This window comes from Micromonospora sp. NPDC003197, from assembly GCF_053590565.1.
The window spans coordinates 398,477-421,585 of the sequence record NZ_JBSFTE010000001.1 but is presented as its reverse complement, the minus strand read 5'-3'; the positions used below and the strand labels follow the sequence as shown (position 1 = coordinate 421,585).

Here is a 23,109-nt window from a genome sequence, read left to right as displayed (position 1 = left end):
CTGGCGACACTCGGCGTCGTGATGACGGGGGTGGGTGTCGCGGTGGCCGATGACGAACGCGGCTCGGTGACGGTGACCCGGGACGGTACGGTCGTTGACGGCCAGGAAATCAAGGGGTACGTGCACATCAAGGCCGACAATGTCACCGTTCGGGACTCCACGATCAGGTACGACGGTAACCATGCGATTCGGATCTTTGATGGCTCCGTCGGTACGGTCATCGAGTCCACCAAAATCTACTGTGCGGCGGAGAAGACCAACGGAATCGTCTTCGGCGGCTACACGGCTCGAAAGGTGACCGTCCACGGATGCCGGAACGGCTTCATGTACTCGGACGACTCCCCGGCGACGATCACCGATTCGACCTGGAACGGGCGTGCGGTGGTGGCGGGAGTGGAGCCCGAGCCGCTCCCGTCCTCGGCTACGGCGTCCGCCCCGGTCAAGTCGGCTGCGCCAGCCGCCAGCCGGCCGTCGCGTACGGCCACCTCGGGCGACGCCCGGACGAAACAGTCAGGTAGCGGGACGCTGGCGATTCCCGAGGGTTTCCCGGGGCCGGACAACACCGGTGTGCCGGAGGGCACCACGCTCCGGCCATCCGGATCGCTCACCATTTCGAAGGACGGACAGGTCGTCAGCGGCCTCAACATCAGCGGATGCATCGTGGTCACCGCGAAGAACGTGGTCATCCGGAAGTCGCGGATCACCTGTAGCAGCCAGTACTCGATCAAGACAACCGGGGCGAAGAACCTACTCGTCGAAGATGTCGAGATCAACGGAATGGGTCGCAATTCGGCAGCGGTGTGCTGTAGCGACTACACCCTCCGTCGGCTCAACATAAGCAATGTCATCGACGGTCCACGGCTGGCCGACAACACTGTCGTGGAAGATTCCTGGATCCATCACCTGACCCGGGTGTCCGGATCACACAACGACACATTGCAAACCACTGGCGCGACGAACATCGTCGTACGGGGCAATTCTCTGGAATCCTACAACCCGGTGACCAAGGACCCGCTCAACGCCTGTCTGATGATCGGTTCCACCACAGGTCCGCTGGTCTCGAACCTGGTGTTCGAGCAGAACTACTGCAACGGCGGAAACTACTCGATCGGGATCCGGGCGGATCTCCAGGCGTCGAACATAAAGATCCGGAGCAACGTGTACGGCCGGGACTGCCGGTTCGGAATCGTGGCGCGGCCGAAGCATCCTGGCATCAACTGGGAGACGGCGACCAACCTCTGGGCGGACAGTCGTAAGCCCGTAGTCAGTTAACCCCCTCGGCGGCCGGCCAGGCGGCCGCCCCACCGTGGACCCGTGACCCTCGACACGGGTCCACGGCCGGTTGCCACGCCCCTACCGAAGCGGATGGTCACCCCAACCGAAGTGGGACGGTCAGCCGAGGGAAGTGGGACGGTCAGCCGAGGCGAGACCGGATCAGAGCCGGTCGTCCAGGGTGGCGAGACCGTCCCGATTGGCCCCGGTGGCGAGCCGCCCCTTGGCGGCCGGATCGCCGTACAGGGTCCAGCGCAGGAAGTCCGCGGTCGTCTCGGCGACCACCCCGAAGGCCGGATTGTTGGACTTCAGCAGCGACTGACCGTGGTCCCCCTGAGGCAGGCTGAGCATCGCCTTCGGCCAGGGCACCCGGTCGTACGCGGCCTTGCCCGAGGCGTACGACACCACGTCGTCGAGCTGTCCGTGCACGAAGAGCAGCGGGGCAGTCGGGCCGGCGAACGCCGTACCGACACCGAGCGCGCTGCCGGCAAGCACAATGCCCGCGTCCAGCCGCTGGTCCCGGCCGCCGGTGAACAGCCCGACGGTGGTGACTCCACCGGCTGAGTGCCCGGTGGCGGCGACCCGGTCGGTGGCCAGGCGACCGCGCAGCGGATCCCCGGCCCGGCTGTCCAGCTTCAACACCTCGGTCAGCACGTACGACGCGTCGGCCGGCTGGTTGACCACGTCGAGTATGTCGAACCGGGCCGCGCCCCGGCTGGTGTGCGGATATCGGGGTGCGACGACCACCAGGCCGGCCGCCGCCCACTCGGTGAGTAGCGGCTGGTAGTCGGCGGGGGTGGCGGTCAGCCCGTGACTGAACACGACGACCGGGAACTTGCCGTCTGCCACCGGCGCGGCATGCTCCGCCGTACTGCCGGCCCTGCCGGTGGCGGGATACCAGACCGTGGTCGGCAGCGGACGCTCGGTGCCCCGGGCGAGCTTCAGCTCCCGTACGCCGACCGCGAAGGAGTCGGCCGGGGCGATTCCGGCCGGCGGTGCGAACGGCGCGGCGGCGGTGGTGGCCGACGCGGACGGGGTGGCCGCCTCGGGCGACGGCCCGCCGGCGGCGGGGTCGCGTTGGTCGGTAGAGGTCGAACAACCGGCGATGCCCACCGTGAGAAGCACAGCGGCAAGGAGGTTCCCGGTACGACGTCGGCGCATGGCATCGATTCTGCCCTGCCCCGTCGATCAACTCAGCGGCGTGGGGGAACCCTCCAGCACCCTGCGCACTCTAGCCCCGGGCCTCGATCACGGATCGGGTCTGCTGGGCGATCTCCTGCTCCTCGTCGGTGGCCACCACGCACACCGCCACCGGTGACCCCGGCGGGGAGACGATCCGGTCGCCGGTCCCGTCCGCCTCGTTGCGCGCCGGGTCGACGACGATGCCCAGCCGGTCCAGCCCGGCCAGCGCCGCTGCCCGTACCGGTGCGGAGCGTTCGCCGATCCCGGCCGTGAAGGTGATCGCGTCGAGCCGGCCGAGCAGGGCGTAGTACGCGCCGACGTACGACCGGATCCGCCGGCAGTAGACGTCGAAGGCCAGGGTGGCGGACTCGTCTCCGGCGGCCCGGCGACGCAGCACCTCGCGCATGTCGTTGTCGCCGCACAGCCCGAGCAGCCCGCTGCGCCGGTTGAGTAGCTGGTCGACCTCGTCCCAGGACAGTCCGGCGGCCCGATGCAGATGGAACACCACCGTCGGGTCGAGGTCGCCGCACCGGGTGCCCATCACCAGCCCCTCCAGCGGGGACATCCCCATCGAGGTGGCGATACTGCGACCGCCCGAGATGGCGCAGGCGCTGGCGCCGTTGCCCAGGTGCAGCGAGATCGTGTTGGTCTCGGCGTACGCACGGCCGAGCAGGGCGGCCGTGCCCCGGGAGACGTACGCGTGCGAGGTGCCGTGGAAGCCGTACCGGCGGATGCGGTATTCGTCGGCGACGGCCCGGTCGATGGCGTAGTAGGCGGCGTCGTCGGGCAGGGTGCGGTGGAACGCGGTGTCGAAGACGGCGACCTGTGGCAGGTGTGGCAGTTGCTCGCGGGTCACCGCGATGCCGGCGAGGTTGGCCGGGTTCTGTAGCGGGGCGAGCGGGATCAGGTCGGTGATCTCGGCGATCACCCGGTCGTCGATCAGTACCGGACCGGCGAAGACTGGCCCGCCGTGCACCACCCGGTGTCCGACGGCCGCCAGACCGGTGAGATCAAGACCAGCCAGCACCCCGCGTACGGCGGTCGTGTGGTCGACCGGGCCGCCGCCCGGCTCCCCGATGCGCTGGACCGCGCCCTTGGACAGCACGGTCGGGCCGTCGTAGAGCCGGAACTTCACCGACGACGAGCCGCTGTTGAGCACCAGCACCCGGGCCACGGCGCTTCCTGAGGCCACGCCGTCCACGATATCGGCGCGAACCGCCTCAGATCAGTTGTTACTCAGTCGGGCAGCCGTCGAGCGCGCGGCATCCGGCATCCGGCATCCCGCAGACGGCAGACGGCATCCGGCAGACGGCATCCGGCATCCGGCAGGCAGGCCGGCAGCGGATCAGAAATCGTCCTCGTCCGGGTCGTCGAGCCGGGCCAGCCAGGTGGCGAACCGTTCGATCGGCGTCTCGAACTCGGGGTTGAGGTCGACGAAGTCCCGCAGCCGCTCACCGAGCCACTCCAGGGTGACCGACTCGTCGCCCCGCCGCTCGACCAGCTCCTCGATGCCCCGGTCGGTGAAGTACATGGCCTTCTCGTCTCTCGATGGAAACCGACCGGCGGCCGGGCGCCAGTGGTGACTGGTGCCCGACCGCCGGAACGGATGGGTGGGTCAGGGGCGGGGGAGTGCCGCCTCGATCAGCGCGGTGTGCTCGGCGTCGTGCGTCTTGGCCGAGCCCGCCGCCGGGGCGGCGGCAGCCGGGCGGGAGATCCGCCGCAGCCGTACGCCGTCCAGGTGCTCCAGCAGGTTCAGCGCCACGAACGACCAGGCACCCTGGTTGGCCGGCTCCTCCTGCACCCAGGCGAAGTCCTCCGCGTTGGGGTACTGGGCGAGGACGGCCCGCAGCTCCGCCGCCGGCAGCGGGTAGAGCTGCTCCAGGCGGACCAGGGCGGTGTCGGTGATGCCCCGCTCGGCCCGAGCCTGTACCAGGTCGTAGTAGACCTTGCCCGAGCAGAGGAGCACCCGCTTGACCGCCTCCGGCCGGATGTCCCCGGTGTCGCGCAGCACCGGCTGGAAGGTGTGCGAGGTGAAGTCCTCGACCGGGGAGACGCAGAGTTTGTGCCGCAGCAGCGACTTCGGGGTGAAGACGACCAGCGGCTTGCGCTTGGGGGAGAGGCCCTGGCGGCGCAGCAGGTGGAAGTAGTTCGCCGGGGTGCTCGGGATGGTGACCCGCATGTTGTCCTCGGCGCACATCTGCAGGAACCGCTCGGGACGGCCGGAGGTGTGGTCCGGGCCCTGGCCCTCGTGGCCGTGCGGCAGCAGCAGCGTCACCGACGACTGCTGTGCCCACTTCACCTCGCCGGAGGAGATGAACTCGTCCACCACCGACTGCGCGCCGTTGGCGAAGTCACCGAACTGCGCCTCCCAGAGCACCAGCGCCTCGGTGTTCTCCACCGAGTAGCCGTACTCGAAGCCCATCGCCGCGTACTCGCTCAGCAGCGAGTCGTGTACGAAGAACCGGGCGGCGTCGCTGGTCAGCGTGGAGAGCGGGATGTGGTCCGCGCCGGTACGGGCGTCCACGATCGCCGCGTGCCGCTGTACGAAGGTGCCCCGCCGGGAGTCCTGACCGGCCAGCCGGACGGTGACCCCGTCGTGCAGCAGCGAACCGATGGCGATGATCTCGCCGAAGCCCCAGTCGATGCCACCCTCGACGGCCATCTTGGCCCGCCGGTCGAGCAGCTGCTGGATCCGCTTGTGCGGGGTGAAGCCCTCCGGCAGCGACGTGTGGGCCGCGCCGACCGCGTGCACCACGGAGACATCCACCGCGGTGTCGACCTGGGGCTCGGGCTCGTCCTCGCGCCGTGGGCGGGCTGCCGCCTTTGGTGCGGAGGCGGCGTCCCGGGTGGCCTTGAAGACCCGTTCCAGCTGGGCCTGGAAGTCGCGCAGCAACTCCTCGGCGTCCTCGACGGTGATGTCGCCCCGGCCGATCAGCTCCTCGGTGTAGAGCTTGCGCACCGACCGCTTCGAGTCGATGATCGCGTACATCAGCGGGTTGGTCATGGCCGGGTCGTCGCCCTCGTTGTGGCCCCGCCGCCGGTAGCAGACCAGGTCGATCACGACGTCCTTGTTGAACGCCTGCCGGTACTGGAAGGCCAGCCGACCGACCCGTACCACGGCCTCCGGGTCGTCCCCGTTGACGTGGAAGATCGGCGCCTCGATCATCCGGGCGATGTCGGTGCTGTAGAGGCTGGAACGCGAGTGCTCCGGCGCGGTGGTGAAGCCGACCTGGTTGTTGACCACCACGTGCACGGTGCCACCGGTCCGGTAGCCGCGCAGCTGGGAGAGGTTGAGCGTCTCGGCGACCACGCCCTGGCCGGCGAACGCGGCGTCACCGTGGACGAGGACCGGCAGAACGGTGTAGCCCTCCAGCTTGAGGTCTATCCGGTCCTGCTTGGCCCGGACGATGCCCTCCAGTACGGGGTTGACCGCCTCCAGGTGCGACGGGTTCGCGACCACCGACACCTTGACCGAGTTCGCGCCGTCCGGCGTGCTGAACTTGCCGTTCTGGCCCAGGTGGTACTTCACGTCACCGGAGCCCTGGGTGCTGCGCGGGTCGAGGTGCCCCTCGAACTCGGAGAAGATCTTCTCGTAGGGCTTGCCGACGATGTTGGCCAGTACGTTGAGCCGGCCCCGGTGGGCCATGCCGATGACGACCTCGTCGAGCTGGTCCTGGGCCGCCGCCTCCAGCACCTGGGCGAGCAGCGGGATCAGCGACTCGCCGCCCTCCAGGGAGAACCGCTTCTGGCCGACGTACTTGGTCTGGAGGAAGGTCTCGAACGCCTCGGCGGCGTTGAGCCGGTTGAGCACATGCTTCTGCTCGTCCGTCGAGGGCTTCTCGTACTTGCGCTCGATCCGTTCCTGGATCCAGTGCCGCTCCTCCGGGTCCTGGATGTGCATGTACTCCACGCCGACCCGACGGCAGTAGGAGTCCCGCAGCACGCCCAGGATCGACCGCAGCTTCATCCGCTGCTTGCCGGCGAAGCCGTTGACCGGGAACTCCCGGTCCAGGTCCCACAGGGTCAGACCGTGCTCAAGTACGTCCAGGTCCGGGTGCTTGCGGATGGCGAACTCAAGCGGGTCGGTGTCGGCCATCAGGTGCCCGCGTACCCGGTAGGCGTGGATCAGCTCGTGTACCCGAGCGGTCTTGTTGATCTGACCTTCGGAGTTGACCGCGACATCCCGGACCCAGCGCACCGGCTCGTACGGGATGCGCAGCGAGGTGAAGAGCTCGTCGTAGAAGTTGTGCTCGCCCAGCAGCAGCTCGTGCATGACCTTGAGGAACTCGCCGGACTGGGCGCCCTGGATGATCCGGTGGTCGTACGTGCTGGTCAGCGTGATGATCTTGCTGACCGCGAGGTCGGCGAGGGTCTCCTCGGACATGCCGGCGTACGGGGCCGGGTACTCCATCGCGCCGACGCCGATGATCGTGCCCTGGCCGACCATCAGCCGCGGCTGCGAGTGGACCGTGCCGATGCCGCCCGGGTTGGTCAGCGAGATCGTCGTACCGCCGTAGTCCTCCATGGTCAGCTCGTTACGCCGAGCGCGCCGGACCACGTCCTCGTACGCCTGCCAGAACTGGCGGAAGTCCATCAGCTCGCAGCCCTTGATGGAGGGCACGACCAGGTTGCGGGAGCCGTCCTTCTTGACCAGGTCGATGGCGATGCCCAGGTTGACGTGCTCGGGCTGGACCAGCACCGGCTTGCCGTCCGCCTCGGCGAACGCGTTGTTCATCTCCGGGTGCAGGGCCAGCGCCCGGACCAGGGCGTAGCCGATCAGGTGGGTGAAGCTGACCTTGCCACCCCGACCACGGGTCAGGTGGTTGTTGATCACGATCCGGTTGTCCACCAGCAGCTTGGCCGGCACCGCCCGTACGCTGGTCGCGGTGGGCACCGACAGCGAGGCGTCCATGTTCTGCACGATCTTTGCCGCCACACCCCGCAGAGCGCTGGTGGTGGCGCCGCTCGGCGCTCCCCCGGAGGCGGGCTTGGTCGCGGTCGGCGCGGTCTTCACGGTCTTCTCGGCTACCTTCGGCGCGGCTTCGATCTTGGTGGTGGGCTGGCTGGGGGCCGATGGTGCGGCCTTCGGAGCCGGCTCGGCCTTGGTGGGGGCTGCTGCCGTCGCCGGGGAAACCTTCGCTGCCGCCGTAGCGTCGGCCGGAGCGCCAGCGGGTGCCGCTGCACCTGCCGTCGGCTCGGCCGCTGGGCGGTAGTCAGCGAAGAACTCGTGCCAGGCCGGGTCGACACTGGCGGGGTCGGCAAGGTATCGCTGGTACATCTCCTCGACGATCCACTCGTTCGGGCCGAAGCCCGCTAGTGGGTTGTCCTGAGAAGTCTGCTGGGTCGACACGGCCGGTAATCGCCTCTTTCAAGCGGGTTGTGTTGCACGCGGGGTCTGCCGCCCACGTGGGCCTGGAAGACGGTTCAAGGCTACGCCGTGCGGTTGCCGCAGGCATTTCCGCCTCCGTTGCGTGCTCCGTTTCACAGAAGATGCAAGAAGTTGCTCAGATACTGCGTGTTCCGACAGTTACTGATAATGCGCGGCGTGGCGCAGCGTCCATTTTCCCCGGCTCCGCGTATCTTTTCCGGTTCTGCGCTTCTTTTCCCGGGCGCAGCTTCCCGGGTCCGTGCGTCGTGGCTGGCCCAATCATGCCGTCCCGGACAGAGTGACGGGGGCGGTGCCGCTCGGCACCGCCCCCGTGGGTAACCGCACCAGTCAGGAGATGTCCCGTCGCCGGGTGATCAGCACTCCGACCACGCCGGTGACCACCGCGTAGCCGACCAGGACCAGGGCTCCGACCCACCAGGCAGGAGTGAACTCCGTCTGGCCCTCACTGACCATCACCGTGGACGCCACCGCCGGCCAGATCACCTGCCACTTCACCACCGACATGTTGTCCAGGGCGTTCGCCAGGAGTACGAACAGCAGCCCGACCACCTGGGTGCCGACCAGGTAGAGGACAGCAGCGGTGATCACCGCGCCGAGTTGGCTGTTGATCAGCGTGCCGATGCCCACCCCGAGGATCGTCCAGATCGCGTACGCCAGCAGGTTGAGCAGCAGTGCCCGCTGTACCGCCCACTCACCCAGCAGGACGCCCTGGTCCTGCGAGGTCAGGAAGATCGAGCCAGCGGCCAGGTTGATCAGCGTCGTCACCAGCCAGAACCCGAAGCCCAGCAGGCTGGCTGCGGCCAGCTTGCTGAGGATCACCGAGGTGCGCCGGGGAGTGGTGAGGAAGGTGGTGGTCGCCGTCTGGTGGAAGAACTCGTTGGTGACCATCAGGATGCCGATCAGCATCACGAACATCAGGCCCAGGTATTGACCGGAGGTGTAGATGCTCGCCGCCTGCGCCGCCGCGGTCGCCGTATCGCCGGTGTAGCCCAGGCTCTCGCCGCTGCCTTCAAAGACCTCGGTGGCCGCCCAGGCGTTGAACGCGAAGGCCAGTACGAGCGCCAGGAAGGCGCCGAGCGCCAGCCACCACCAGGTGCTGGTCGTACGGATCTTGAGTAGTTCGGATCGGACGAGGTTCATCGAATGCCCGCCTTTCCGGACGTCAACTCCAGGAAGACGCCTTCGAGGTCGAGGCGTTCGGTGGTCAGCTCGTGCAGTTCGACCTGGGCGGTCAGGGCGGCCCGGCCGACCGTCGGGGCGTCCACCCCGTCGACCAGCAGCACCCCGTCGGCGTCCCGGGTCACCGTGGCGCTCTGCGCCGCCAGCGCGGCCGCGAGCGCGTCGGCCTGTGGCGTACGGACCCGAACCCGATTGCTGTGCGCCATCGAGCCGATCACCGTGTCGACCGGGCCCTGCCGGACGAGCTTGCCGGCCGCGATGATCACGACGTCGTCGGCGAGCAACTGCATCTCGGAGAGCAGGTGGCTGGAGACCAGCACGGTGCGCCCCTCGGTGGCGAGCGCCTTGAGGAAGCCCCGCATCCAGCGGATGCCCTCCGGGTCCAGGCCGTTGGCCGGCTCGTCGAGTACCAGCACCTGCGGGTCGCCCAGCATCGCCGCGGCGATGCCCAGCCGCTGCTTCATGCCGAGCGAGTAGCCCTTGAACTTGCGGTTGGCCGCCGGAGTGAGTCCGACCATGGCCAAAGCCTCGTCGGCGCGCTGCCGGGGCAGCCCGGCTGCGGCGCAGATCACCCGGAGATGGTTGATCCCGGTCCGGCCCTTGTGCGCGCTGGACGCCTCCAGCACCGCGCCCACGTGCCGCAGCGGATCCTGCAGATCCGCATAGCGCCGGCCACCGAAGGTCGCGGTGCCCGCCGTCGGTGTGACCAGGTTGAGCAGCATCCGCAGGGTGGTGGTCTTGCCGGCGCCGTTGGGGCCCAGGAAACCGGTCACCCGACCGGGCTCGATGGCGAACGACAGATTGTCGACCGCACGTAAATTGCGGTACTGCTTGGTCAGACCGGAGACGACTATCTGACCGCTTCCGGATGTGGGCCTTGACTGCCCGTCGGACATCTCACTTCCTTCCATGGATGACGCACTCAAATGGGTGCGGCATTGCACAGCGTGACGTATCTGCTGGCCAAAACAATCATGAGCAGTGCCGAACCTGGTCTCCTCCCCAGGCAGGAGGAGGTCCTACGCAAGCAGGACAACTCCACGGACGGTAGCGTAGGGCTGCTACCGGCGTTCTCAGCTTCTCCTCAGGAAATCATCAGCGGCCGTGCAGCGGCGCGACGGAAGATGAGTGACATGGCCGCACCGCAGACCGAGGCACGACTACTCGTCGTCGAGGATGATCCAAACATCCTCGAACTGCTCTCCGCCAGCCTGCGTTTTGCGGGTTTCGAGGTGGCCACCGCGACCAGCGGCAGCGCGGCCGTCAGCGCCGCGAAGGAACGCCGACCCGACCTGGTCGTACTCGACGTCATGCTGCCGGACCTCGACGGTTTCGAGGTGATCCGGCTGATGCGGGAGAGCGGCACCCGTACCCCGGTGGTCTTCCTGACCGCCCGGGACGCGACCGACGACAAGATCCGCGGGCTGACCCTCGGCGGGGACGACTACGTCACCAAGCCGTTCAGCCTGGAGGAGTTGACCGCCCGGATCCGGGCGGTGCTACGTCGTACGGCCACCGGCGAGCACGCGCCCTCCCGGTTGACCTTCGCCGACCTGGAGTTGGACGAGGAGACCCACGAGGTGACCCGGGCGGGGCAGCGGGTGCAGCTGTCGCCGACCGAGTTCAAGCTGCTGCGCTATCTCATGCTCAACGCCAACCGGGTGCTGTCCAAGGCGCAGATCCTGGACCACGTCTGGAACTACGACTTCCGGGGCGATGACAACATCGTCGAGTCGTACATCTCCTACCTGCGCCGCAAGATCGACAACACCCAGCCCCGGCTCATCCACACCCTGCGCGGGGTCGGCTACGTGCTGCGTAAGCCGCCGGCGTGACCGGCCCCCTGGTCCTGAAGGGCAGACTGCGCGCCACCCCGTTACGGGTCAAGCTGGTCGCTGCGGTCCTGGCCCTGGTGGCCGCGGCCCTGGTGGTGATCAGTGTGATGACCACCTTCTTCCTGCGCAGCTACCTGGTCAGCCAGGTCGACTCCGAGCTGCGCGACTATGTGCACGGCCTGGAGACGGTGACCTCCTTCCCGGACGTGAGCCGGATCCAGGTCAACCTGGCCACCGACTACGTGCTGGTCGTACCCGGTGCCGGCGATCAGGGGCGGGACCACGCGTACGACACGGCCCGGTTCCGACCGACGGACCTGCCGCCGTGGCCGGACACCGTCGAGGGCTTCGCCAAGCTCAAGGGCGAACCGTTCACGGTCCGGGCCCAGGGCAGCCAGATCCGGTGGCGGATGCTCTACGCCGAACTGCCCAGCGGGCAGATGATCGCCGTCGGGCAGAACCTCATCGACGCCGACAAGGCGGTGCACCGGCTGGTCTGGATAGACGTGCTGGTCGGCAGCTCGGTGCTCATCGTGCTCGCCTCGCTCGGCGCGGCGATCGTCCGTACCAGTCTCAAGCCCCTGTTCGAGATCGAACAGACCGCCGCCGCGATCGCCCGTGGCGACCTCAGCAAACGTGTCCCCGACCCGGAACCCGGCGCGCCGGAACCCACCACCGAGCTGGGCCGACTGTCCCGGGCCCTGAACGCGATGCTCACCCAGATCGAGGCCGCCTTCACCGCGCGCGCCGCGTCGGAGACGGCAGCCCGGTCGGCCGAGTCGGCGGCCCGGGACGCGGCGGTCGCCGCCCAGGCATCGGAGGCGCGGTCCCGGCGCTCCGAGGAACGGATGCGGCAGTTCGTGGCCGACGCCTCGCACGAGTTGCGTACCCCGTTGACCACCATCCGAGGCTTCGCCGAGCTCTACCGGCAGGGGGCGGCCGGCTCGCCGGAGGACACCGCCCGGCTGGTGCGTCGGATCGAGGACGAGGCGGCCCGGATGGGGCTGCTGGTGGAGGATCTGCTGCTGCTCGCCCGACTGGACCGGGAGCGGCCGCTGACCCTGGCCCCGGTCGAACTGCCGGTGCTGGCCGCCGACGCGGTACAGGCCGCCCGGGCGATCGCCCCCGACCGGGACATCCGGCTGGAGGTGCTGCCGGGATCAGGGCCGCTGGTCGTGTACGGCGACGACGCTCGGCTGCGCCAGATCATCGGCAACCTGATGACCAACGCGATCAACCACACACCGGCCGATGCCCGGGTCACCCTGCGATTGCGTACCGAGCAGGGCAATCTGGCCGTCATCGAAATCGCCGACACCGGCCCGGGGCTCACCTCGGAGCAAGCTGAGCGAGTCTTCGAGCGGTTCTACCGGGCAGACTCCGCGCGTACCCGCCGGGCGGGCGGCGCTACCGGCACCGGCTTGGGCCTGGCCATCGTCGCGGCCCTGGTGGCGGCGCACAACGGCATGGTCGAGGCGGTCGAGACCCCGGGCGGAGGCGCGACCTTCCGGGTACGGCTACCGCTGGCGCCCGACAGTGACGAATCGGCTGATTCTCACAGCTAACCTCCAGGCTGATCACAGGTGCATTGCAGAGCGGGAGGGGATGGTGGAACACATGAACGAGTACGAGACCGATCCGCGACGGCCCTCGGCCAACGCCGAGCCGACGAACCCTATCGATGAGTCGACTCGCGCCGAGCGCGGGTCGGCCGACTCCTCCGGGTCGATGCCACAGCCGACCGAGGCTGAGTCGACGTCATCCTCGGCTGCGGCCGGGCCGATGTCGCCACCGGTCGGCGCTGAGCCGCCAACGGGCGCCGAGCTGTCGGCCGGCGCTGAGCCCTCGACCGCTAGCGTGCCGCCGGCTGGTGTGTCCGGCCCGGCCAGCGCCTCGCCGGCTGCGCCCGGTGGCTACCCGCCGAACCCCTGGCAGGGGCCCCACCACCGGCCAGTGGGCCACCAGAACCAGCCGGGCTGGGCCGGCAACCCGGCCGCCTACCAGGGGCACTACCCGGGTGCGGCTGGCCCCGTACCCTTCCCGGGGCCGACCGGCGTGCGCGGCGGCCCGCCGCCGATGTGGAGCCCGCACGGGCCGGTCGTCTCCGGTCCGGCCCCCAGGCCGAGCCGGCTGGGCCGGGCCGTGGCGGTTGGCGCGGCGGCCCTGGTGCTGATGGGTGGCTCCGGTATCGCCGGGGGTGTCGTCGCGCTCGCCGTCGACGGCAGCTTGGGGTCGGAGGGACGCACCTACACCGCCGCGCCGATCATCAACAGCGCCGACCTGCCGAAGATCGCCGCCGCGGTGGAGAACAGCGTCGTGTCGATCAGCACGGGCAGTGGTGAGGGCTCCGGTGTGGTGTTGACCGCTGACGGCTACGTGCTGACCAACAACCATGTCGTGGCGAGCGGCTCCGGCAACCAGGTGCAGGTGATCTTCGCGGACGGCAAGAAGGCGACCGCCAAGATCGTAGGTACCGACCCCAAGACGGACCTTGCGGTAGTGAAGGCCGACGGGGTGTCCGGCCTCTCCCCGGCCAAGTTCGGTGACAGCGACGCGATGCAGGTCGGCGACACGGTGCTCGCCCTCGGCAGCCCCCTGGGTCTGCAGGGATCGGTGACCGCCGGCATCATCAGTGCCCGGGACCGGACCATCCAGGCCGGCGACGAGTCGGACGGACAGGGCCAGCAGCGTGGGGTGAGCTCGATCTCCGGCCTGTTGCAGACCGACGCGCCGATCAACCCGGGTAACTCGGGTGGGGCTCTGATCAACACCCGGGGCGAGGTGATCGGCATCAACACCGCCATCGCCACCTCAGGGCAGGGGACCGGGAACATCGGCCTCGGCTTCGCGATTCCGAGCAACAAGGCCAAGGCGGTGGCCGAGACCCTGCAAAACGGCAGAAAGGTCAGTCACCCGTCCCTCGGGGTCAGCGTGGGTGACGCCGAACAGGGCGGTGCTCTGGTCGCCACGGTCGTCCCGGACAGCCCAGCGGCCAAGGTCGGCCTGCAGCAGGGTGACGTGGTGGTCAGCTACGGCGGAAAGGCGATCAACGACTCCAGCGATCTGGTGGCTGCGGTCCAGGCCGGCAAGGTTGGCGACCGGGTGGAGTTGAAGTTCCTCCGAAACGGGGCGGAAAAGACGGCAACCGTAACGCTCGCTGAAACGTCCTAACTAGGAGTACGACCCTACTGAGGGCGGAAAGCCGTCATATCGGTCGAGTCGTTCTCCCCAGCAACCTGCCTCCTCCCCAGCGGCGGCGGGCGGTGTGACCAAGGGGGTTGGTCACGTCGCCCGCCGCCGCCTCCATGTGCGGCCTTTCACCCGCCCCGGATGACGGCTTCTCACCCGAGCTCGCCGAAGGATCGGCGGTGGACGCGGTGCCTTGTTCGGCGGTGGACGGGGTGCCTTGCGCGGTGCCTTGTCTGTCGCGTAGCGCTGACCGGCGCCGGCTATCGGATCACAACGCGCGGGAGGCAGACATGATCACGGCAACCATGACCCGCAGCGACGAGGAGATCCAGCGGGACGTGCTGGAAGAGCTGAGCTGGGATGCCTGGGTGCAGCCCAACGAGGTCGGGGTCAGCGTGACCGACGGCATCGTCACCCTCACCGGCTCGGTGGACAGCTACGCCAAGAAGTGGGCCGCCGAGCACTCCGCGCACCGGTTGCGCGGGGTCCGTGCGGTGGCCAACGAGATCGAGGTACAACTGCCCGGTTCGGCGGAACGCAGCGACACCGACATCGCGTTGGCGGCGAGCCGCGCACTGGAGTGGGATGCCTTCGTACCGTTCGAGAAGCTCGACGTGACCGTCGCCAACGCTTGGGTAATGCTGCGTGGCGAGGTCGAATGGGGCTACCAGCGGCGGGCCGCCGAACGGTCGGTGCGACGGCTCTCTGGCGTACGCGGGGTCACGAACCTCGTCGCCGTCCGGCCGCCCGGTGGCCCACCAGCCCCAGAATCGGTCAAGCGGGACATCCGTGATGCGCTGCGTCGTACCCTCCAGGGGGACATCGACCAGATCACCATCGAGGTACGGGACGATGTCGTCGTGATCGGTGGCACCGTACGGTCGTGGATGGAGAAGGAAGCGGCAGAACGGGCGGCCTGGTCCGTACCGGGCGTGAGTTCCGTGGACGACAGGCTCATCCTCACACCCGGAGAGCCCGCGCGATTCCTGACCGAATAGCAGCTTCCTGACCGGCTAGCTTCCTGACCGAGTAGGGGAGTGGAGGCGCCCGGGCCGGGGAACTCGCGAGTGGCCGCCGGAAAGTCCCGGAAGGTGGCGCAGGCCTGCTGGATCCAGCCGGAGGGCTCGTTTCCGTGAATCAGACCGCACTCGACCGCTCGCCCCACCCGAAACCGTTGCGGGTCGCGATGGTGGTACCCCCGTGGTACGAGGTGCCGCCACCCGGTTACGGGGGTCTGGAGCAGGTGTGCGCCGCGTTGGTGGATGGTTTGGTGGCATTGGGCCATGATGTGACGTTGTTCGGTGCCGGCACCTGGACTGGCACCAGCGGTCGCTATGTCGCGACCGACGCGGAGGTGCAGCACGACCGGCTCGGCCAGGTGCTGCCCGAGTTGGTACACCTGGCCCGAGTGGACCAACTGCTTTCACCCGACTCGTACGACGTGGTGCACGACCACACCACCATCGGTCCGCTCGTCGCACAGCAACGGCCGGTCCCCACGGTGGCCACCGTGCACAACGATCCCGCCGGTGAACTCGGTGACATCCTTCGAGGCGTACGTCCCTCAGTAGGACTGGTGGCCATCTCCCACGCCCAGCGGCGACTGGTGCCGGGATTGCCCTGGGCCGGCGTCGTCCACAACGGGATGCGCGCCGACAGCATGCCGCGTAAGTCGAAGCCGGGCACCGGACCGGTGTTGTGGCTGGCCCGGTTCAGCGCGGACAAGGGGCCCGATCTGGCGATCCGCTCCTGCCGGGCGGCCGGGCTGCCGCTGGTGCTGGCCGGCAAATGCAACGAGGCCGCTGAGCAGGCATACTTCACCGAAGTGATCGAGCCGATGCTCGGACCGGACGTGACCCTGGTCCGTGACCCGGATCGGGAGACCTGTCTCGAACTGTTGCTCGCCGCCCGCTGCATGATCATGCCGATCCGCTGGGAGGAACCGTTCGGGATGGTCATGGTCGAGGCGATGGCCACCGGTACGCCAGTGGTGGCACTCAACCGGGGGGCTGTGCCGGAGCTGATCCGCTCCGGTGAAACCGGACTGATCTGCGACGACCCGGCCGAGTTGCCGGCGGCGCTACGAGCCGTCGAGGCGCTCGATCCAACCCGCTGCGCCACACACGCCCGTACCGCCTTCTCCGCCGAGCGGATGGCGCGCGGCTACGAACAGGTTTATCGGGACTGGTTGGCGAACCCCCGATCGGTCACCGTAGCCCGGCATGCGGCCAGCTCCCTGTTTCGATGACCCCGTTTCGACGGCCAGCTCCCTGTTTTGATGACCCCGTTTCGATGACCGCCGATAAGGGGTAGCGCGACCGGTGTCGCCACCGCGACCATGGCGGCAGGAGGTGATCGCCATGGTCGCCATCAGCATCGATCGGTTGACGAAGTCCTTCGGTGATGTCGTCGCCGTGGACGGAGTGAGCATCGAGGTACGACCGGGCGAAGTGTTGGCCCTGTTGGGGCCGACCGGTTGCGGGAAGTCCACCATCCTGCGCCTGGTGGCCGGGCTGGACCAGCCGAGCGATGGGCAGGTACGCATCGACGGCCGGCCGGTCGACCAGGATGTGGCCCGAGAGCGGCGGGTGGCGCTGGTCTTCCCGGAGCAGGGACTGTATCCGCATCTCACGGTCGAGCAGAACATCGCCTTTCCGCTACGCGTCGAGGCAGATCCGACAGTGGACGTACCGGCCCGGGTGGCCGAAGTCGCCGAGCAACTCGGTGTCACCGGCCTACTGCATCGTCGACCCGACCACCTCTCCGGTGGCGAGCGCCAGCGGGTCGCCATCGCCCGGGCGATCATCCGCCGGCCGTACGTGTTCCTACTCGACGAGCCACTGTCCAACCTGGAGGCAGGGGTACGGGCGGAACTGCGTACCGAGGTGGCCGCATTGGCCCGCCGGTTGGCGGTGACCACCCTGTACGTCACCCACGACCAGGTCGAGGCGATGACGGTGGCCGACCGGGTGGCGGTGCTGCGCCGAGGCGTACTCCAGCAGGTCGGCTCACCCGCGCAGATCTACGCCGATCCGGACACCCTGTTCGTCGCCGCCTTCGTCGGCACGCCCCGGGCCAGCCTGGTGCAGGCCGCGATCGTGGTCGAAGGTGGTCGGGTACTGGTCGACCTGGGTACGCAGACGCTCGACTTCGCCCGGGACGATCCACGGTTCGCCCCGCTGGTGGCGCGGCACACCGAGCGGGTGACGGTCGCGCTGCGGCCCGAGGCCCTGACCCCGGTCGCCCCAGGCTCGGCGACACCGGACTGGCCGGTGCTGCGAGGAAGGGTACGTCTGGTCGAGAACCTGGGGCACGAAGCGGTGGTACATCTCTCGACCGGTGCGGTGTCGACCTCGGTGGCCGAGTCCCAGTTGGAGCACCCCGACACCGGTCGACACCTGGCCGACCTGCTCACCGACAGTTCGTCGTCGGCCGCGTCCCGTCGACCTGACGGTTTGCCGGCGACCGCCCGTACCGAATATGGCTTCTACCCGGTCTACGATCCAGACCTGCCAGGTGACCCGCTACCGGCTGGCGACGTCGTATGCCGGATGCCGGCTCCGATTTTGCCCCGCGTCGGTGAGGCACTGACTCTCGCCGTCGACCCGGGCCGGCTGCTCCTCTTCGATCGGGCCGGCCACCGCATCCGCCTGGGCTGAGGTGTTAGGAAGGGCCCCTTCTTATCGCTTTTTGTATAAGAAGGGGCCCTTCCTAACACCGGTGGCGTGCCCGGATCCGTGCGCCGTCACAGTCATCGGCTCTCGCCGTCGTGCCGCGAGATTTCCCGAGTTCAGGGTCTGGACAGAAACAGTTAACAGTCTTAATAATTGGGCGATCTGTTGATGACTGTGGATTTCTGATCGTGGTGGGAGGGGGTCTGGGATGTGGCGGCGGTCGAGGTCGTTGGTGGTGGCTGTGGTGGCGGGGTTGGTGGCGGCGTTGGGGGTGGTGTGGGGGCAGTTGCCGGCGTTCGCGGCGGGTGTGACGGCGTCGTTTGTGAGGGTGTCGGATTGGGGTTCGGGTTGGGAGGGGCGGTACACGATCACGAATGGTGGGAGTACGACGGTCTCTTCGTGGTCGTTGGTTTTTGATCTTCCGGTGGGTACGGGTGTGGGTTCGTATTGGGATGCGTTGTTGTCGTCGTCGGGTCAGCGGTATACGTTCACGAACCGGTCGTGGAATGGGTCGATCGTGCCGGGTGGTTCGGTGTCGTTCGGGTTTTTGGCGTCGGGTTCTGGTTCACCACTTAACTGCACGTTGAACGGGCAGCCGTGTGGTGGTGGTGCGAACCCGACCGGATCTCCGACAGCGACGCCGACGGTGTCCCCGACCACCCCACCACCCACCACCCCGCCTCCGGTCGGTGGTCTGCCGAGGCACGCGTTGATCGGCTACCTGCACGCCAGTTTCGCCAACGGCTCCGGATACCTGCGAATGGTCGACGTGCCGGCCGAGTGGGACATCATCAACCTCGCCTTTGGCGAGCCGACCTCGGTGACCTCCGGCGACATCCGGTTCCAGCTCTGTCCGGTCAGCGAGTGCCCGAGCGTGGAGACGGAAACCGAATTCATCGCGGCGATCCGGGCCAAACAGCAGCAGGGCAAGAAGGTGCTCATCTCGATCGGCGGGCAGAACGGCCAGGTCCAGTTGACCACTACCGCCGCCCGGGACGCCTTTGTCCAGTCGGTCAGCGCCATCATCGACCGCTACGGACTGGACGGCCTCGATATCGACTTCGAGGGGCACTCGTTGTCGCTGAACACCGGCGACACCGACTTCAAGAACCCCACCACCCCGGTGATCGTCAATTTGATCTCCGCGATCCGCACGCTCAAGCAGCGGTACGGCGACGGCTTCGTCCTGACCATGGCGCCGGAGACTTTCTTCGTGCAGCTCGGCTACCAGTACTACGGCTCTGGTCCGTGGGGCGGACAGGATCCGCGCGCCGGGTCGTACCTGCCGGTCATCCATGCGCTGCGCAACGACATCACCGTGCTGCACGTACAGGACTACAACTCCGGCCCGATCATGGGGCTGGACAACCAGTACCACACGATGGGCGGTGCCGACTTCCACATCGCGATGACCGACATGCTGCTCGCCGGGTTCCCGGTGGCTGGCAACACCGCCAACGTGTTTCCGCCGCTGCGCCCCGACCAGGTGGCCTTCGGCACGCCCTCGTCGCCCAGCGCGGGCAACGGGTACGTCGCACCGCCCGGCGTGCAGGCAGCGGTCAACTGCCTGGTCCGGGGTACGAGTTGCGGCAGCTACGTTCCGCGTAGCGGCACCAGCCCTGGCTTCCGTGGGCTGATGACATGGTCGATCAACTGGGACCAGTACTACGGCTGGGAATTCAAGGACAACCACGAACCGTTCCTCAACGCCCTGCCCTGAGGTGTTAGGAAGGGCCCCTTCCTATACAGAAAACGATAAGAAGGGGCCCTTCCTTACATCGAGGCGAGGGGGGCGAGGGCAGCGTCGAGTTGTTGGGCGTGGGCGGTCGTGATCGTGCCCTCGGCCACCCGTACCGCGATTTTTTCCCGGATCTGCGCTACCGGGTGGGCCAGGTCGGCTGGCTCGGTGTGCGACACCGGCAACAGATTTCGTACGTGATTGCGCAGGTCGATGCCGACGTCGCCCCGGATCGCCCCGGCGGAGACCCCGTCGTCGATGATCCGATGCAGCTGGGCCACCAGTTCGGCTGTCGCCACCGGGGGCAGTGCCGGCCCGGTCGGCGGCGTACCAGGTATGCCGGTGGTCGATCCTGTCGGCCGGTTGCTGTCGGAGGGGGGTGCCACTGGCGGTGTGACCGGCGGAGTGGCCGGTACTGCGGACGTGGCGGTCGTCGGTGACGCATGTGGCAGTGCCTCTTCGGCGTGCTCCCGGGGTGGTGATGTCGCGACGAGCACGCCGACCGCTATCGCGATGAGGCCCAGTACGGCAGCGGCGACGGCGATGACCCCCCGGTTCGGTGCCGGGTGACGACGGGGAACGGCGGGCTGGTGCGGGGAGGGCTGGTGCGGAACGGCGGGCTGGCACGGTACATCGGGCTGGTGCGGGGAGGGCTGGTGCGGAACGGCGGGCTGGCACGGTACATCGGGCTGGTGCGGGGAGGGCTGGTGGTGCCGGTGCGGGAGGTCCTCCCGGAGTTGGTCGCGCAGGACGTCCCGGGCCTGTTGGGCGCTGGGCCGATCGGCCGGGGACCGGGCCAGGCAGCGCCGACAGAGGTCGGCCACTGCGTCCGGCAACTCCGGCACGTCGGGCAGTTCCGGTACGCCGGTCAGCGGCGGCATCGTGGCGCTGGCCGGTATGCCGGTCAGGTCGTCCCAGGTGGCGGCCGGGAACGGCACCCGCCCGGTCAGCGTCTCGTAGAGCAGCACCCCCAGGGCGTAGACGTCGGTGGCCGGTTGTGCGGGGAGGCCGTCGAGGCGTTCCGGTGGGACGTAGGCCGGGGTGCCGAAGGTCGTGCCGTCCTCGTCGTCGTCCGGGGTGCCCGCCCAGGTGGCGATGCCGAAGTCGAGCACCTTCGCGCCGGTCGAGGTCAGCATGACGTTGGCCGGGGTGATGTCCCGGTGCACGATGCCCAGTCGGTGGGCGGCGGCGAGTGCGTCCGCCACCTCGGCGCTGATCCGTACCGCCTCTGGCCAGGGCAGTGGCCCGCCGACCAGCCGGGCGGCCAGTTCCTCCCCGGTGAGTAGTTCCATCACCACGAAGGCGGTGACCGTGCCGTCGGGGGCGACCATCTCACCGTAGTCGTGCACCGCGGTCACCCTCGGGTGTACGAGCTGTGCGGCGGCGCGGGCCTCCTCCCGTACCAGGTCACGGAAGCGGGCGTCGGCGGCGAGTGCGGCGGTGAGGATCTTCAACGCCACCAGCCGGTCGAGCACCTCGTCGCGGGCTCGCCAAACCACCGACATGCCACCGGCGCCAATTCGGTCGATGAGGCGGTATCTGCGGGTCAGCAGCTCACCCGCGCGCAGCGCTGTCATGATGCGTCGCACCTGCCTATGGGGGAGGGGACGGGGGTCGTATCAGGGTCCGTGGATGGATCCCCGGTGTCAACGATCGCCCAGGGATCGTCGGCCGCGCCGGCCGTCGGTTGCCGTCAGCACTGGTCGCCGGGCGGTGTCCGGTCGGCACGTGCCAGGATGAATGCCATGGTCAACGGCCCGGTGGCGTTCGTGCTCGGTGGTGGCGGCGTACTCGGCGCGGTCGAGGTGGGCATGCTGCGGGCGCTGTTTCGCGCCGGTATCCAGCCTGATCTGGTCCTTGGTACGTCGATCGGTGCGGTGAACGGTGCGCTGGTCGCCGCCGATCCGACCGAGGGGGTGACCGATCGGCTGGTCCGGCTCTGGGCGTCGCCGGAGGCGAGCGAGGTGTACGGCGACTCGGTCGCTCGGCAACTGCGCCGGTTCGCCGCCCGTACCCACCTGCACTCGCCGCGTCCGCTGCGCCGGTTGCTGGAACGCGAACTCGGCGAGGAGACCACCTTCGCCGACCTTCAGGTGCCGTTCCACTGCTGCGCGGCCAGCATCGAACGGGCCGCCGAACACTGGTTCACCTCCGGGCCGGTGGTGGACGCGGTGCTCGCCTCGGCGTCCGTACCGGGCCTGTTGCCGCCGACTGAGATCGATGGTGAGCATTTCATCGACGGTGGAGTGGTCAACTCGATCCCGATCGGGGAGGCGGTGCTGCACGGTGCCAAGCAGATCTTCGTACTTCAGGTGGGCCGGATCGAGCGGCCGTTGAGCCCGCCCCGCCGGCCCTGGGAGATCGCCCAGGTGGCGTTCGAGATCGCCCGCCGGCATCGGTTCGCCCGGGAGATGGCGGCGCTACCCGATGATGTGGATGTGCATGTACTTCCGACCGGCGGACCGGGTCCTCGCGAGGACAGCCCGTGGGCGTACCGGGACATGGCGGCCGTGGGGCGGCGGATCAGTCGCGCCTACACCGCGTCCCGGCGCTACCTGGCGTCTCATGTGGATGATTCCTGATGCCGCTACCGCCGAGGTGGTTACGCCGACTGCTGATCGCACCCGGCGTGGTGTTGCTTGCGTTCCTGCTCGTCACGACCCTGCCGGTGTGGCTGTTCATCGCCGCAGCGGCCTCCCCACTGGTACCTGGCTACCTACGCCCGCTGCGGGTGCTCTGGATGGCCTGCGTCTATCTGGTGTGGGATGCCGCCGCGCTGATGGCGCTCTTCGTGCTCTGGGTCGCCTCGGGCTTCGGCTGGAAGCTCCAGACTCCCTGGTTCCAGCGGGCCCACTATGTGCTGACCGGCTGGTTCCTCAGGATCCTCTTCTGGCAGGCGCGCTGGACGTTGCGGTTGCGGATCGACATTGTCGGCGCCGATCCCGACACCGCGCTACGCGGCCGCCCCGAGTTGGTGCTCTGCCGGCACGCTGGCCCGGGTGACTCGTTCATCCTGATCCACGCCCTGGTCAACTGGTTCGACCGGGAGCCGCGCATCGTCCTGAAGGACACCTTGCAGTGGGATCCGGCCGTCGACGTTCTGCTCAACCGGCTGCCCAACCGGTTCGTCGCGCCCGGCCGCGAGCGGGGGGAGACGATGACCGAGCAGATCCGGCACCTGGCCACGGCGCTGGACGACGACGACGTTTTCGTGATCTTCCCCGAGGGCGGGAACTTCACGCCGCGTCGCCGGTTACGCGCCATCGAACGGTTGCGGTCCCGAGGGCTGGAGCAGATGGCGGTACGCGCCGAGGCGATGCGGCACGTGCTCGCTCCGCAGCCCGGTGGGATGCTGGCCGCGCTGGAGGCTGCCCCGGACGCGGGGGTCGTCTTCGTCGCGCACACCGGGTTGGACCGGATGCTTACCGTCACCGACGTGTGGCGGGAACTTCCGATGGACAAGCGGATCGTGATGCGGTTCTGGTCGGTACCTCCCGAGGAGGTGCCGGCCGGTAAGCAGGAACGCATCGACTGGCTCTACGACTGGTGGACGCGCATCGACGAGTGGATCGAGGCCAACCGGGTGCCCGACGGCCGAGGCTGAGTATCCGCACTCTGGCCCGCTATCGGTGCCGCCTCAGAGCATGTGGG

General features: G+C 68.5%; 17 protein-coding genes. 10 read left to right on the top strand and 7 right to left on the bottom strand.

Annotated elements, in window-relative coordinates; genetic code table 11:
* The first annotated feature begins 18 nt into the window (after positions 1–18).
* A complete protein-coding gene (locus ACWDV4_RS01895; protein WP_449974061.1) occupies positions 19–1,272 on the top strand; it encodes a hypothetical protein in 1,254 nt (417 codons plus the stop codon).
* 162 nt (positions 1,273–1,434) lie between these two features.
* Here the strand turns inward: ACWDV4_RS01895 and ACWDV4_RS01890 are convergent, their stop codons facing one another.
* From ACWDV4_RS01890 to ACWDV4_RS01865, 6 genes are all read right to left on the bottom strand, one after another.
* Positions 1,435–2,433, bottom strand: a complete 999-nt coding sequence (locus ACWDV4_RS01890) for an alpha/beta hydrolase family protein (protein ID WP_449974060.1) — start codon at positions 2,431–2,433, stop codon at positions 1,435–1,437.
* 70 nt (positions 2,434–2,503) lie between these two features.
* Positions 2,504–3,628 carry an acetate/propionate family kinase gene (locus ACWDV4_RS01885; protein ID WP_449974141.1) on the bottom strand — a complete coding sequence of 375 codons (1,125 nt, stop codon included), beginning with the start codon at positions 3,626–3,628 and terminating at the stop codon, positions 2,504–2,506.
* 171 nt (positions 3,629–3,799) lie between these two features.
* Positions 3,800–3,985, bottom strand: a complete 186-nt coding sequence (locus ACWDV4_RS01880; RefSeq protein ID WP_449974058.1) for a DUF6104 family protein — start codon at positions 3,983–3,985, stop codon at positions 3,800–3,802.
* Between the two features lie 84 nt (positions 3,986–4,069).
* Positions 4,070–7,804: a multifunctional oxoglutarate decarboxylase/oxoglutarate dehydrogenase thiamine pyrophosphate-binding subunit/dihydrolipoyllysine-residue succinyltransferase subunit gene (locus ACWDV4_RS01875; RefSeq protein ID WP_449974056.1), complete on the bottom strand. Its 3,735-nt coding sequence runs from the start codon at positions 7,802–7,804 to the stop codon at positions 4,070–4,072.
* A gap of 366 nt (positions 7,805–8,170) precedes the next feature.
* The gene (locus tag ACWDV4_RS01870) at positions 8,171–8,983 is read right to left on the bottom strand and encodes an ABC transporter permease (RefSeq protein ID WP_449974054.1); all 813 of its coding nucleotides are present in this window, start codon (positions 8,981–8,983) and stop codon (positions 8,171–8,173) included.
* On the bottom strand, positions 8,980–9,918 hold the full coding sequence (locus ACWDV4_RS01865; protein ID WP_449974053.1) for an ABC transporter ATP-binding protein: 939 nt from the start codon (positions 9,916–9,918) through the stop codon (positions 8,980–8,982). The genes ACWDV4_RS01870 and ACWDV4_RS01865 overlap by 4 nt, the downstream gene beginning before the upstream one ends.
* A gap of 237 nt (positions 9,919–10,155) precedes the next feature.
* On the opposite strand from ACWDV4_RS01865, the gene ACWDV4_RS01860 reads away from it, so the two are divergent.
* From ACWDV4_RS01860 to ACWDV4_RS01830, 7 genes are all read left to right on the top strand, one after another.
* Entirely contained in the window at positions 10,156–10,857 is a 702-nt protein-coding gene (locus ACWDV4_RS01860; protein ID WP_449974052.1) for a response regulator transcription factor, read from the top strand.
* Positions 10,854–12,422, top strand: a complete 1,569-nt coding sequence (locus tag ACWDV4_RS01855; protein WP_449974051.1) for a HAMP domain-containing sensor histidine kinase — start codon at positions 10,854–10,856, stop codon at positions 12,420–12,422. The genes ACWDV4_RS01860 and ACWDV4_RS01855 overlap by 4 nt, the downstream gene beginning before the upstream one ends.
* Before the next feature lie 52 nt (positions 12,423–12,474).
* On the top strand, positions 12,475–14,028 hold the full coding sequence (locus ACWDV4_RS01850; RefSeq protein ID WP_449974050.1) for a trypsin-like peptidase domain-containing protein: 1,554 nt from the start codon (positions 12,475–12,477) through the stop codon (positions 14,026–14,028).
* Positions 14,029–14,336: 308 nt separating this feature from the next.
* Positions 14,337–15,044 carry a BON domain-containing protein gene (locus ACWDV4_RS01845; RefSeq protein ID WP_449974049.1) on the top strand — a complete coding sequence of 236 codons (708 nt, stop codon included), beginning with the start codon at positions 14,337–14,339 and terminating at the stop codon, positions 15,042–15,044.
* Positions 15,045–15,232: 188 nt separating this feature from the next.
* The gene (locus tag ACWDV4_RS01840) at positions 15,233–16,294 is read left to right on the top strand and encodes a glycosyltransferase family 4 protein (protein ID WP_449974140.1); all 1,062 of its coding nucleotides are present in this window, start codon (positions 15,233–15,235) and stop codon (positions 16,292–16,294) included.
* Between the two features lie 112 nt (positions 16,295–16,406).
* Positions 16,407–17,705, top strand: a complete 1,299-nt coding sequence (locus ACWDV4_RS01835) for an ABC transporter ATP-binding protein (protein WP_449974048.1) — start codon at positions 16,407–16,409, stop codon at positions 17,703–17,705.
* A gap of 223 nt (positions 17,706–17,928) precedes the next feature.
* A complete protein-coding gene (locus ACWDV4_RS01830) occupies positions 17,929–19,440 on the top strand; it encodes a chitinase (protein WP_449974046.1) in 1,512 nt (503 codons plus the stop codon).
* Positions 19,441–19,493: 53 nt separating this feature from the next.
* On the opposite strand, the gene ACWDV4_RS01825 is transcribed toward ACWDV4_RS01830, so the two are convergent.
* Positions 19,494–21,035: a protein kinase domain-containing protein gene (locus ACWDV4_RS01825; RefSeq protein WP_449974044.1), complete on the bottom strand. Its 1,542-nt coding sequence runs from the start codon at positions 21,033–21,035 to the stop codon at positions 19,494–19,496.
* A 168-nt stretch (positions 21,036–21,203) separates the two neighbouring features.
* Here ACWDV4_RS01825 and ACWDV4_RS01820 point away from each other — a divergent pair, with 168 nt between their 5' ends.
* Positions 21,204–22,040 (top strand): patatin-like phospholipase family protein, encoded by an 837-nt coding sequence (locus ACWDV4_RS01820; protein WP_449974042.1) that lies wholly within the window; start codon positions 21,204–21,206, stop codon positions 22,038–22,040.
* Positions 22,040–23,062, top strand: a complete 1,023-nt coding sequence (locus tag ACWDV4_RS01815) for a 1-acyl-sn-glycerol-3-phosphate acyltransferase (RefSeq protein WP_449974041.1) — start codon at positions 22,040–22,042, stop codon at positions 23,060–23,062. The genes ACWDV4_RS01820 and ACWDV4_RS01815 overlap by 1 nt, the downstream gene beginning before the upstream one ends.
* Positions 23,063–23,109: the final 47 nt, after the last annotated feature.

Bases quoted from the DNA above. Each gene is read 5' to 3' on its own strand.
- ACWDV4_RS01890 (WP_449974060.1), bottom strand. From the start codon at position 2,433: ATGCGCCGACGTCGTACCGGGAACCTCCTTGCCGCTGTGCTTCTCACG.
- ACWDV4_RS01825 (WP_449974044.1), bottom strand. From the start codon at position 21,035: ATGACAGCGCTGCGCGCGGGTGAGCTGCTGACCCGCAGATACCGCCTC.
- ACWDV4_RS01840 (WP_449974140.1), top strand. From the start codon at position 15,233: ATGGTGGTACCCCCGTGGTACGAGGTGCCGCCACCCGGTTACGGGGGT.
- ACWDV4_RS01860 (WP_449974052.1), top strand. From the start codon at position 10,156: ATGGCCGCACCGCAGACCGAGGCACGACTACTCGTCGTCGAGGATGAT.
- ACWDV4_RS01820 (WP_449974042.1), top strand. From the start codon at position 21,204: ATGGTCAACGGCCCGGTGGCGTTCGTGCTCGGTGGTGGCGGCGTACTC.
- ACWDV4_RS01880 (WP_449974058.1), bottom strand. From the start codon at position 3,985: ATGTACTTCACCGACCGGGGCATCGAGGAGCTGGTCGAGCGGCGGGGC.
- ACWDV4_RS01865 (WP_449974053.1), bottom strand. From the start codon at position 9,918: ATGTCCGACGGGCAGTCAAGGCCCACATCCGGAAGCGGTCAGATAGTC.
- ACWDV4_RS01845 (WP_449974049.1), top strand. From the start codon at position 14,337: ATGATCACGGCAACCATGACCCGCAGCGACGAGGAGATCCAGCGGGAC.
- ACWDV4_RS01830 (WP_449974046.1), top strand. From the start codon at position 17,929: ATGTGGCGGCGGTCGAGGTCGTTGGTGGTGGCTGTGGTGGCGGGGTTG.
- ACWDV4_RS01870 (WP_449974054.1), bottom strand. From the start codon at position 8,983: ATGAACCTCGTCCGATCCGAACTACTCAAGATCCGTACGACCAGCACC.
- ACWDV4_RS01835 (WP_449974048.1), top strand. From the start codon at position 16,407: ATGGTCGCCATCAGCATCGATCGGTTGACGAAGTCCTTCGGTGATGTC.
- ACWDV4_RS01850 (WP_449974050.1), top strand. From the start codon at position 12,475: ATGAACGAGTACGAGACCGATCCGCGACGGCCCTCGGCCAACGCCGAG.
- ACWDV4_RS01815 (WP_449974041.1), top strand. From the start codon at position 22,040: ATGCCGCTACCGCCGAGGTGGTTACGCCGACTGCTGATCGCACCCGGC.